The organism is Novilysobacter erysipheiresistens, from assembly GCF_036663935.1.
In the GTDB taxonomy this organism is placed as follows: Bacteria; Pseudomonadota; Gammaproteobacteria; order Xanthomonadales; family Xanthomonadaceae; genus Novilysobacter; species Novilysobacter erysipheiresistens.
Window position 1 is genome coordinate 441,906 of record NZ_JAXGFP010000002.1, and the last position, 11,366, is coordinate 453,271.

The 11,366-nt window shown below is 67.0% G+C and carries 8 protein-coding genes; 3 read left to right on the top strand and 5 right to left on the bottom strand.

Annotation, left to right across the window (positions count from 1 at the left end):
* Positions 1-112: 112 nt before the first annotated feature.
* Positions 113-1,402, bottom strand: coding sequence for a multidrug effflux MFS transporter (locus SNE34_RS05190; RefSeq protein ID WP_332615330.1), 1,290 nt, complete (start codon positions 1,400-1,402; stop codon positions 113-115).
* A gap of 184 nt (positions 1,403-1,586) precedes the next feature.
* On the opposite strand from SNE34_RS05190, the gene SNE34_RS05195 reads away from it, so the two are divergent.
* Genes SNE34_RS05195 through SNE34_RS05205 form a run of 3 tightly spaced genes read left to right on the top strand, consistent with a single transcriptional unit; the run spans position 1,587 to position 6,769 of the window.
* On the top strand, positions 1,587-3,119 hold the full coding sequence (locus SNE34_RS05195; protein WP_332615332.1) for an ATPase domain-containing protein: 1,533 nt from the start codon (positions 1,587-1,589) through the stop codon (positions 3,117-3,119).
* The gene (locus SNE34_RS05200) at positions 3,116-4,732 is read left to right on the top strand and encodes an ATP-binding response regulator (RefSeq protein WP_332615334.1); all 1,617 of its coding nucleotides are present in this window, start codon (positions 3,116-3,118) and stop codon (positions 4,730-4,732) included. Before SNE34_RS05195 ends, SNE34_RS05200 begins: the two co-directional genes overlap by 4 nt.
* Positions 4,733-4,738: 6 nt before the next feature.
* Complete coding sequence (locus tag SNE34_RS05205; RefSeq protein WP_332615336.1) at positions 4,739-6,769, top strand: PAS domain-containing hybrid sensor histidine kinase/response regulator; 2,031 nt, start codon at positions 4,739-4,741, stop codon at positions 6,767-6,769.
* Positions 6,770-6,782: 13 nt separating this feature from the next.
* Here the strand turns inward: SNE34_RS05205 and SNE34_RS05210 are convergent, their stop codons facing one another.
* Genes SNE34_RS05210 through SNE34_RS05225 form a run of 4 tightly spaced genes read right to left on the bottom strand, consistent with a single transcriptional unit; the run spans position 6,783 to position 11,297 of the window.
* Positions 6,783-7,523 (bottom strand): M48 family metallopeptidase, encoded by a 741-nt coding sequence (locus SNE34_RS05210; RefSeq protein ID WP_332615338.1) that lies wholly within the window; start codon positions 7,521-7,523, stop codon positions 6,783-6,785.
* Complete coding sequence (locus SNE34_RS05215; protein WP_332615339.1) at positions 7,523-10,654, bottom strand: type I restriction endonuclease subunit R; 3,132 nt, start codon at positions 10,652-10,654, stop codon at positions 7,523-7,525. Before SNE34_RS05215 ends, SNE34_RS05210 begins: the two co-directional genes overlap by 1 nt.
* Before the next feature lie 47 nt (positions 10,655-10,701).
* On the bottom strand, positions 10,702-11,049 hold the full coding sequence (locus SNE34_RS05220; protein WP_332615341.1) for a type II toxin-antitoxin system PemK/MazF family toxin: 348 nt from the start codon (positions 11,047-11,049) through the stop codon (positions 10,702-10,704).
* Positions 11,046-11,297 carry an AbrB/MazE/SpoVT family DNA-binding domain-containing protein gene (locus SNE34_RS05225; RefSeq protein WP_332615342.1) on the bottom strand — a complete coding sequence of 84 codons (252 nt, stop codon included), beginning with the start codon at positions 11,295-11,297 and terminating at the stop codon, positions 11,046-11,048. The genes SNE34_RS05220 and SNE34_RS05225 overlap by 4 nt, the downstream gene beginning before the upstream one ends.
* Positions 11,298-11,366 lie beyond the last annotated feature (69 nt).

Consider the following 11,366-nt stretch of genomic DNA (forward strand, 5'->3'; position numbering starts at 1 on the left):
GTGGCTTCAGCCGCGATCGCCGAATCGGCGCGGGCGATCCGACATCCGATCGCGGCTGAAGCCGCTCCAACAAAAGCCCGGAGTGGCGACGGGAAACCGGACGCCGGCGCGCCTAGATCGACTCCCCCGGCACGCGCGGGCTCGCGCTGTCCCCATGTCGGCGGCCGTTCGTCGACACCCCCAGCTCCCAGCGCCAGAATAGCCACCCCAGCGCAACCAGCACCGTCGCCCCGACCGCCAGCGCCATCGCGCTGCCGCTCAGCCATGGCGACACCACGCCGGCGATCAGCGCGCACACCACCAGGCTGGTGAACGCCTGCAACGACGACGCCGCGCCGCGCTGGCGCGGATACATGTCGAGGATCGCCAGGGTCACGATCGGGAACACCAGCGCGATCCCGAATGCATTGAGGCTGATCGGCAGCACCGCCCACGGCACCTGCGGCACGTCGGTCCAGCTGTTGTAGCCGAGGTTGAGCGCCATCGCGACCGCCGAGCAGCCGAACCCGATCGCGACCAGCTTCTCGCCGCTGATGCGCCCGGCCGCACGCCCCGAGACGAACGCGCCCAGCACCATGCCGCCGATCGTCGGCACGAAGAACCAGCCGAAGTCGGCCTCGCCCAGCGCGCGGCCGTTGATCCGCAGGAGATCGAGCACGAACGCCGGCGCCGAGGCGATGTACAGGAACAACGCGGCGAAATTGAACGTGCTCGCCGCCGCCAGCCGCTGGAACCGGGGATTGAGGAAGATCGCGAAATAATCGCGCAGCAGCCGCTGGGGCACGACCTCCATCCGCGCCTCGGGCGGATGGGTCTCGGGCAACAGAAGCCAGGTCGCCGCCAGCAACACCAGCGAGAACCCGACCAGGAACCAGAAGATCGCCGGCCACTGGCTCCAGCCGAGGATCCAGCCGCCGATGATCGGCGCGATCGCCGGCGCGACGCCGAAGATCATCGACACCTGGCTCATCAACCGTTGCGCGTCGTCGCCGTGCAGCACGTCGCGGATCACCGCGCGACCGACGATCAGGCCGACGCCGGCCGACAGTCCCTGCAGCGCGCGGAACGCCAGCAGCGTGGCCAGGTCGGTCGACAGCGCGCAGCCGACCGACGCCAGCGTGAACACGCCGAGCCCGCCGAGGATCACCCGCCGCCGCCCGATCGCATCCGACAGCGGCCCGTGCACCAGGCTCATCAGCGCATACGCGATCAGGTACACACTGATCGTCTGCTGCATCGCCAGCTTGTCGGCACCGAAATCCGCGCCCATCGCCGGGAACGCAGGGAAGATGGTGTCGATCGAGAACGGCCCGAACATCGCCAATCCGCCCAGCAGCAGGGCGAGGCGCCGCAGCGACAGCGTCGGTACCGCCGATTCGGGCGCCGGGGGAGGTGCCGCCATGGATCGACTCACAGGGGGAACGAGGGCTGGCAGGATAGCAACCCGGCCGCCGTTATCAGGGGCTGCGGCCGCAACCGGGGCCGTGAAGAGCCCGGGATTCACGATATTCCCACGCCTTTTGGTACATCTTGCTTGGTTGAGGAGGGCGCCTTTCCGCCCGGGTGACATCGACCAGGAACGCGATATGCAAGAAGCCGCAGTGGGCTCCGCCACGGTGAGCAGTGGCATTGCCGGACTCGACGAAGTGCTCAACGGCGGCTACACGCCCCACCGGCTGTATCTGCTGGAAGGCGTGCCCGGCTCGGGCAAGACCACGATGGCCATGCAGTTCCTGCTCGAGGGTGTGCGCCGTGGAGAGACGGTGTTGTACGTGACCCTCTCGGAAACGCGCGCTGAACTCTGCGAAGCCGCCGCCTCGCATGGCTGGTCGCTGGAGGGCATCCACATCCATGAGCTGCTGCCGATGGGCGACCAGCTCGATCCCGATTCCCAGTACACGATGTTCCACCCCTCGGAGGTGGAGCTCGGCGATACCACCCAGCGCATGCTCGAGCAGGTGGAGCGGCTGCAGCCTGACCGGGTGGTGTTCGACTCTCTGGCCGAGATCCGCCTGCTGGCCGGCACCCTGCTGCGGTTCCGGCGCCAGGTGCTGGCGCTGAAGCAGTACTTCGCCGGCCGCGGCACCACGGTGCTGCTGCTCGACGACCGCCAGGGCGTCGAGCACGGCCTGCCGGTGCACACCATCGTCCACGGCTCGATCGAACTCGACCAGATGCGCCCGGAGTACGGCGGCGACCGGCGCCGGCTGCGGGTGACCAAACTGCGCGGCCGGCCGTTCCGCAGCGGCAACCACGACTATGTCATCGTCACCGGAGGGGTGCAGGTCTATCCCCGGCTGGTGGCGGCGAACTTCCGCCGCGACGGCGCCAACGAACTGGTGGGCAGCGACCTGCCGGCGCTGGACGCGCTGCTCGGCGGCGGCCTGGACCGCGGCACCAGCACCCTGCTGATCGGCGCGGCCGGCACCGGCAAGTCCTCGCTCGCCTCGCACTTCGTGATCGCCGCCGCCAAACGCGGCGAACGTTCGGCGATGTTCCTGTTCGACGAGAGCCCGCGCGCGCTGTTCACCCGATCGCACGGCATCGGACTGGACATCGAGGGCTGCGCGGCGGCCGGCACGGTCGCGGTCCATCCGATCGATCCGGCCGAGCTCTCGCCGGGCGAGTTCATCCAGCGCATCCGCCACGCCGTCGAGCACGACAACGCGCGGGTGATCGTCATCGACAGCCTCAACGGCTACATCAATGCGATGCCGGAAGAGCACTTCGTGATGATCCAGCTGCACGAGCTGCTGGCCTACCTCGGCCAGCTCGGCGTGGTGACCCTGCTGATCAATGCCCAGCAGGGCCTGATCGGCCACATGTCCAGCAGCATCGACGTCAGCTACCTGGCCGATACCGTGGTCCTGCTGCGCTACTTCGAGACCCGCGGCGAAGTGCGCCAGGCGATGTCGGTCCTGAAGAAGCGCACCGGCGCGCACGAGCACACCATCCGCGAACTCACCCTCGGCGCCGACGGGCTCAAGGTCGGCGAGCCGCTGCGCCGGTTCCGCGGCGTGCTCACCGGCGTCCCGCACGAAACCGAGGACACCGGCGCCAGCGGGTCCGACCCGGCTTCCGCCGCCCGGCAACCGGCGTTCAGCCCGGCGACGTCGTGACCACTCCCGACCAGGAGGCGCTGCCGCAGCGGCTCCTGCTGCTGCTGCCGACCGCCCGCGACGCCGGCCTGACCCGCGACATGCTCGCGCGCCACGACATCGTCGGCCACGTGTGCGCCGACACCGCCGAGTTGGGCCGCGAGATCGCGGCCGGGGCAGGCGCGGTGATGCTGGCGGAGGAAAGCCTCGGCCCGGCCGGGGTGCAGCCGATGCTCGCACGGGCGCTGGAGGCGCAGCCCTCCTGGTCCGATCTGCCGGTGCTGCTGCTGACCCACGGCGGCGCCGACTCCACTGCGGTCGGCGATGCGGTCGCCATGCTCAGCAACGTGACGCTGCTGGAGCGTCCGCTGCGCGTGGCGGCGTTGCTCAGCGCGGTGCGCACCGCCCTGCGCGCACGCAACCGCCAGTACGAGATCCGCGCGCAGATGCGGAAGCTCGAGCAGGCTCACGACGCCGAGGTGCTGGCGTTGCAGCGCAAGGACGAGTTCCTGGCGATGCTCGCGCACGAGCTGCGCAACCCGCTGGCGCCGATCAACAACGCCCTGCACGTGCTCGCCATCGACGACAGCGACCCCGCCCGCCGCAAGCATCTGCGGGAAATGATGGCGCGCCAGGTCACCCACATGGTCCGGCTGGTCGACGATTTGCTGGAAGCCTCGCGGCTGTCGCGCGGCATGATCACCCTGCACAGCGAGCGCATCGACCTGCGCGCCGCGCTGCGCGGGGCGGTCGAGTTGAGCCGGCCGCAACTGCAGAAATCCCGTTGCAACGTCGAGATGGACCTGCCCGATGCCCCGCTCGAGATCGACGCGGACCCGGTGCGCATCGCCCAGGTGTTCGGCAACCTGCTCAACAACGCGGCCAAGTACGGCAACGCCCGCGGCCACATCCGGATCGTCGCCCGCACCGACGGCGACGACGCGGTGGTCGAGGTCAGCGATGACGGCCAGGGCATCGAATCCGGACTGTTGCCGCACTTGTTCGAACTTTTCACCCAGGGCGAACGCACCCAGGGCGCCATCCGCGAGGGCCTCGGCATCGGCCTGGCGCTGGTACGCAACCTGGTGGAGTTGCACGGCGGTACCGTCGAGGCGCGCAGCGATGGCAAGGACCTCGGCGCCTGCTTCACCGTCCGACTGCCCCTGGCCCGGGAAGCATCGGCCGCGGCCACCGACACCTGCGACCCGCCCCGCAGCACCGCGCGCGCCGGCAGTGTCGTCACCCTGGTGGTGGACGACAACGTCGACGCGGCCGCCTCGCTGGTCATGGTGCTCCAATCGCTCGGGCTGGACCCGTACATCGCCCACAGCGGCGCCGAAGCCCTGGAACTGGCCGGGTTGCACCACCCGCAACTGGTCCTGCTCGACATCGGCATGCCGGGCATGGACGGCTACGAAGTCGCCCGTCGGATCCGCGGCGATCCCGGCTACGGGCAGCCTGTCCTGGTGGCCATCACCGGATGGAGCCACCCGCGCGATCTCGAGCGCAGCCACGCCGCCGGGTTCGACCACCACCTGGCCAAACCGGCGGACATCGGTCGCATCCAGCGAATCGTGGAGGCGCTGCGGGACGAAGCGACCGCCCGGTACCCCGAAGCCCGGCTGCAGGCCTGACCGCAAATGTTCGATCCGGCACTGTTTGAATCCATCTTCCTGCGAGCGCCAATCGGGGCGTACGTGCTGACGCCGACCCCCGATGCCGTAGTGCTCGCGGTCAACGACATTTTCCTGCAGAACACCGGCCGCACGCGCGAGGAAATGGTCGGGCGCAGCCTGTTCGAGGTATTTCCCGCCGACCCCGATGACCCGGCCGACGACGGCGAATCGATGTTGCGCAGCGCGATCGTCCGGGTCATCGAGACCCGCACGCCGCAACGCCTACCGGCGCAACGCTATCCCATCGAGAAACGGCATCCCGACGGCCATACGTATTTCGAGGAGCGCTTCTGGGACGCGGTCAACACGCCAATCTTCGATCGCGAAGACCGCCTGGTCTGTATTTTCCACACCACCAACGACATCACCCGCCAGGTCCAGGCCGAGACGGCGCTGCGGCGCAGCGAACAGGAAGCGCGCGAAGCGGCACGGCAGGCCGAGGCGGAGCGCCGGCGCCTCGAGGCGGTGGTCGATGCGGTGCCGGTGGGCATGATCTTGAGCGATGCGCAGGGCCGTATCCTGCTCACCAACAGCGCCCACCGCGAACTGTGGGGTGAGCAGCACCCGTACCCCGACAGCGTGGCGGACTACCGGGAGTGGAGCGGTCGCTGGGCAGACGGTTCGGAACGCCAGGGCCAACCGGTCGAGCCTGCCGACTGGCCCGCCGCACGGGCGTTGCTGGGCGAACCGGCCCCGCGCGCCATCATCGAGATCGAACCGTTCGATCACTCGCGTCCGCGCCGCACCGTCCTCTCGTCCGCCGCGGCGGTGCGCGACGCCGAGCACCGCATCTTCGGCGTCGTGGTCGCGCAGCTGGACATCACCGACCGGGTGAAGGCGGAGGAAGGCCTGCGGCAGGCGGACCGGCGCAAGGATGAATTCCTCGCCATGCTCGCGCACGAGCTGCGCAACCCGCTCGCGCCGATCGGCGCCGCCGCGGACCTGCTCGCCCTGGGGCTGTCCGATCCCGCGCGCGTCCAGCAGACCAGCAGCATCATCGCCCGCCAAGTGAAGCACATGACCGGCCTCATCGACGACCTGTTGGACGTCTCGCGCGTGACCCGCGGCCTCATCCGGCTTGAGCTCGAACGCCTCGACCTCAAGCGCGTCGTGGCAGAAGCGCTCGAGCAGACCCGCCCGGTGATCGAAGCGCGCGGCCATCGCCTCCTGGTGCGTACGCCGCCCGGGCCGGCGATCGTCCGCGGCGACCGCAAGCGCCTCGTGCAAGTGGTGGCCAACCTGCTCACCAACGCGGCCAAGTACACCCCCACGGGCGGCGACATCACCGTCGACATCGCGCTCGACCCGGAGCACGTGAAGGTCGAGGTGAACGACACCGGCATCGGCATGACCACCGACCTGGTCGAGAACGCGTTCAAGTTGTTCTCGCAGGCCGAACGGACCGCCGACCGCTCGCAGGGCGGGCTCGGCATCGGCTTGGCGCTGGTGGAGCGGCTGGTGAAACTGCACGACGGCAGCGTCTCGGCGGCCAGCGACGGCCCGGGCCGCGGCAGCCGGTTCACGCTGTGTCTGCCCCGCGTCGACGCGGGGACCGACACGGCCCAGGAGCACGCGCCACCCCACTTCCAGGCTGCGGGCGAAAACGTCCTGAAGGTGCTAGTGGTCGACGACAACCACGACGCCGCGGAAATGCTGGTGATGCTCATCCAGACCCTCGGCCATGCCGCGCTGGTCGAACACACGCCGCTCAGCGCGCTGGAGCGCGCCCGCGTGGAGAAGCCGGAGGTCTGCCTGCTCGACCTCGGCCTGCCCGACATCGACGGCACCGAACTCGCCCGCCGGCTGCGCGCGCAGCCGGAAACCGCGACCGCCACGCTGGTCGCGGTCACGGGGTACGGGCGGGACCATGATCGTGCCGCCGCGATGGCGGCGGGGTTCGATCTTTACTTCGTCAAGCCGGTGGATGGGAGCCGGTTGGCGGAGTTGTTGGCGCAGGTGGCGGCGCGTGAAGGGTCTCCCGTGCGGGCGGAGTAACGACACGTCACACTCAACTTCCTCTGCGACTACCTAACCCCGTATCCCAGTCTTCACTGCGCACCGGCAGTTCATTGAGCATGTCGCGGCAATCTCTCCAATGCGGCAACAGCATCGTCATGAGCGCCTGGAACTTCGCGTCGTGCGTGGGGTGCTTCAGATGCACCAGTTCGTGGACCACGATGTACTCGAGGCACTCCGGGGGCTTTTTGGCCAACTCGGTATTGATCCGGATATTGCGAGCGACCGGATTGCAGCTACCCCACTTGGTCTTCATTCGCTGGATGTAGACCCGATTTGCCCGGACGCCCACCCGTGGCTCCCACTGTTCGAGCAACGCCGGCAGCGCCTGTTTCACACTGGCGCGGTACCAATCGGCCAACAGTTCGTCTCGCCGAGCCCGATCGGTCCCCGGTCGAACCTGTAGTTCAAGACGCCGCGACTTCAACTCGATGCGAGGAGCAGTGTCTTTTTCGATGACGCGCAGCAGGTAGCGCCGTCCCCAAACGTAGTGACTCTCGCGCTCCAAATATTCGCGGGGTGTCTCGCGCGGCTGGCCACGGAGCTTCTGCTGCTGCCGTTTGATCCAGCCGAGCTTGTTGATCGCAAACAGTCGGATGGCATCCATCGTCATCCATTCGGGTGCGGCGATGCGGACGGCGCCCGATGGCGGATAAACGCTCAGGTGAACGTTCTTGATGTCCTTGCGGACCACGGCCACGTGGATATCGCCGAGCTGGAACCCCGCGGCCATCAGTACTCCGGTTGCTGTTCGATGATGCGGAAGAGCCGTTCGACCTCGTCTTCATCGTTGCCCAGCATTTCCCACAGCGCACGCTTGATCGCGTTTTCCTTGGGGGTATTGCCGCGCCAGTTGGCGTGGCGAACCTGTTTGATGGTCTCGTCGATGTTCAAGGCCAGTTCCAGCCGAGTGTCCGGATAGCTCGCGGGCGTGTCGCCCTGGTGAGCGCCGTCGGCCATGGACGAGTCAACGCCCAGGTTGTCGTACAACGCGCGCAATCCCGGACTGCGGCGAAGTGCCTCGGGAACGTTGCTGTCATGCCCCGCCCTGACCTTGCCAACCACCTCGCCAATCCTCTTCAGGTACTCCTCGTACTCGATCGCCTTGGCCCGGCGTGCGGCAATGATCTCGTCCAGCAACGCCGACATCCGCTCATAGAACGCCGGATTGTTGAGGTGTTCCTGGATGATCCGGCTGCGGACGTTGTTCTCGATGGTTTCGGCGACCGCGTCCTTGTTGCCCTTGATCGCATCCGGCAACGTCGCCGTTGCGTCGATGATGCCCATCCGGCCGATCAATTCCAGCAGCCCGACATCCTCGAACGGCGAAATCTTCCGCGGCTCGTCGGCGGTGATGTAGGTGTCCAGCAAGTGGCGCATGTCCGCTTCGAACGGCTTCAGGTCGAGCGACTCGCCGCTGGCCCGACGGATCGTCTCGCGCAAGGCGATGTATCGATCCATGTCGGCCTTGATCCGCGTCGTGTCGGCCGCGTCATAGCCGGCCAACTCCAGCTCGTCGGCGATATTGGCCCAGGCACGCACCAGCGACACGACCGCCTTGTACAAGGCCACCCGCTGCGGCTCGCGCGCCTTGAGGTCCGACGGGATCTCGGTGTTGCCACAAAAATAGTGGATGAACTGCAGCTCAGACCGCGGCGGCTCGACCGGCTCGCACAGCAATGACAACTGCTCCAGCGCCTGGTCCAGCCGCTCCCGCCCCTTCTTCATGCGGTCCTGCAACAGAACCTCCGGGTCGGCGCCACCGGCGCTGTGGTCCAGCTCGGACGAATACACCTGCAAGGCACCGGTGCCCTTGTCGTTGATCAGCTTCTTGAACAGGTCCTTGTAGTCGACGATGTAGCCGAAGTCCTTGTCCTCGCCATCGAGCCGGTTGGTCCGGCAGATTGCCTGGAACAGGCCGTGGTCCTGCATCGACTTGTCGATATACAGGTAGGTGCAGGGCGGTGCATCGAAGCCGGTCAGCAGCTTGTCGACCACCACCAGCAGCTTCATGTTGGCCGGCTCGTCGGCAAACAGCTTCTTGGCGCGCTCCTCGTAGGTCTCGGTCTTGCCCATCCCGGGCAAGGGGTCCACGTCGGCCAGCAATTCGGTGTAGGTGTTGTAGATGAACTGCTTGTCGGTCTCGCTGTTGGCGCCGACCTCTTCCTTGGTGATGTCCTTCGCCTGCGGGTTGTAGGACGTCACCACCGCGCAGCGGCCCTTGAATGGGGTCTGCTGGAACAAGGTGAAGTACTTGCAGGCATCGAAGATGCTCGAGGCCACCAGGATCGCGTTGCCACGGCCATCATTGAGCCGGCGACGCTTGCGAAAATCCAGCACGATGTCCTGAACCACCTTTCGCATCCGCGACTCGCTGCTGAGTACGCGCTGCATCGTGCCCCAGGTCTTCTTCAGCTCGTCCTTCTGCCAGTCGTTCAACTCCTTGGACACAAGCTCAAACCACTCGTCCACGCTCTTTTGAGATGTCAGCCGCTGGTCGATGTCCCGGGCCTCGTAGACCAGATCCAGCACCACCTCGTCCTCCACCGCCTCGCTGAACTTGTAGGTGTGGATGTAGCCGCCGAACACTTCCAGGCTGGTCTGCTTGTCCTTCTTCAGCAGCGGCGTGCCGGTGAAGCCGATGAACACCGCGTTGGGCATCATCGCCTTCATGACCCGATGCAGGCGGCCGCTTTGCGTGCGGTGGCATTCGTCGACGAACACGAACACCTCGCCCACCGTCTGGCTGGGCTGGGCTTGCAGCTCCTTGATGAAGGCCTCGAAGTCGTCCACGTCCTTGCGGCCGAACTTGTGCACCAGCGAGCACAGCAGCCGCGGCGTAGCCTGCCCCAACTGGCGCATCAACTCGCGGCCGCTGCCGGTGCGGGCGATGTTCTCGCCCGCATCGCGGAACACCCGCTCGATCTGCTTGTCCAGCTCGTCGCGGTCGGTGATCACCACCACCCGCGCATTGGCGTTGTGCTCCAGGATCCACTTCGCCAACAGCACCATCACGATGCTCTTGCCACTGCCCTGGGTGTGCCAGATGATGCCGCCGCGGCGCTGGCGCACGTGCTGCTGCGCGGCCTTGATGCCGAAGTATTGATGCACCCGCGGCAACTTCTTGATGCCGCCGTCGAACAGCACGAAGTCGTGCATCAACTCGATCAGCCGATCCTTGCGACACATCCGACGCAGATACTTGTCGAGCTTGTAACCGTCGTTGTCGGCTTCGTCTTCCTTCCACTTCAGAAAGAACTTCTCCGGGGTCTTGATGGCCCCGTATTGCAGGCCCTCGCTGTCATTGCCGGCGAACACGAACTGCACTGTGCTGAAGAACCCGGCGTTGAACATCGACTCCTGGTTGGACAGGCTCTGGCGAATGCCATCGCCCAGGCTGACCCGGCTGTTCTTCAACTCGATCACGCCGACGGCGATGCCGTTGACGTACAGCACCAGGTCCGGCCGGCGCTCCAGCCCGCCCTTGAGGGTCACTTCCTCGGCGATGGCGAAGTCGTTGTTGTCCGGCGCAGTCCAGTCGATCAGTGCCACGGTCTCGGTGGGTTTGCCGACCTCGGCCTGCACCTGCACGCCGTAGCGCAGCAGCGAGTACGCCGCCTTGTTGTTGTCGTACAGGCTGCGGTTGGGGTTGTCGGCCTCGGTGTGCAGCTTGTGCAGCACCATGCCGATCTGCGCCGGGCTGTGGCCGCGCCCCGCCAGCCATGCCGTCAGAAAATCATCCTCGACATTGCGGTTGCCGGGCCGGTCTGACCAGTCGCCCAGAAAGCGGTAATCCAGCTCATCGCGGAACAACGCGATCACGCGGCGCTGGGTGGCACGTTCGGGCTTGCCGATCAGATCCATGTCGCTGCTCCCCTGTCCCGCCGCCCGGTCGCACCGGTATCCACGGGTCACTCCAGAATCGAACGTACCGCGTCCAGCGCTTCCTGCACCAGCGCCGCAGGCGCCTTTTCGACCCGTTTGAAGCTGCGCGCGCGCGCGTCGACCGTGCGGGTCTGATCGCACAACACCACGCCCTGGGTCGCCGTACCCGCCCCCATCAAGGTCACGCTGAAGCCGGTCTCGCGGGCCGCCGTCCCGCCCTGGGTGATCGGCGCCACCAGCAGCAGACCCGAAGCCTTGTTGAAGGCATCGGCCGACAGCACCAGCACCGGTCGCGAACCGCGGATCTCCTTGCCGTGGGTCGGGTCCAGGCTCAGTTGCAGGATGTCTCCCCTCCTTGGGATGCCGTGGCTCACAGCAGTTCGCGCCCGACCGGGCCGTCGTGCAGGGACGCGTCATCGCGTTGCCAGGCCTCCGGCGATGTCGGGCTGGCGGCCAGGCGGTCGGCCAGGCTGCGGCGCGCCGGGGTCACCGACAGGCGGCGACCCTCCACGGCAAGTTCGACCACCGAGCCAACCTCCACCGCCAGAGTCTGGGCGATGGTCTTGGGGATCGAGAGGATGATGGATCCACCGGATTGGCGGAGGATTGCGGTGCAGGTCATGGCGAAGGCCTCGACTCAATGTTTTACTGGGGTAAAACTTACGCGGTTCCGCTCCCCGTCGCAACTCGC

What these genes read in the sequence shown, in the direction of transcription:
- SNE34_RS05190 (WP_332615330.1), bottom strand. Translation starts at nt 1,402, where the DNA reads ATGGCGGCACCTCCCCCGGCGCCCGAATCGGCGGTACCGACGCTGTCG.
- SNE34_RS05195 (WP_332615332.1), top strand. Translation starts at nt 1,587, where the DNA reads ATGCAAGAAGCCGCAGTGGGCTCCGCCACGGTGAGCAGTGGCATTGCC.
- SNE34_RS05205 (WP_332615336.1), top strand. Translation starts at nt 4,739, where the DNA reads ATGTTCGATCCGGCACTGTTTGAATCCATCTTCCTGCGAGCGCCAATC.
- SNE34_RS05210 (WP_332615338.1), bottom strand. Translation starts at nt 7,523, where the DNA reads ATGGCCGCGGGGTTCCAGCTCGGCGATATCCACGTGGCCGTGGTCCGC.
- SNE34_RS05215 (WP_332615339.1), bottom strand. Translation starts at nt 10,654, where the DNA reads ATGGATCTGATCGGCAAGCCCGAACGTGCCACCCAGCGCCGCGTGATC.
- SNE34_RS05225 (WP_332615342.1), bottom strand. Translation starts at nt 11,297, where the DNA reads ATGACCTGCACCGCAATCCTCCGCCAATCCGGTGGATCCATCATCCTC.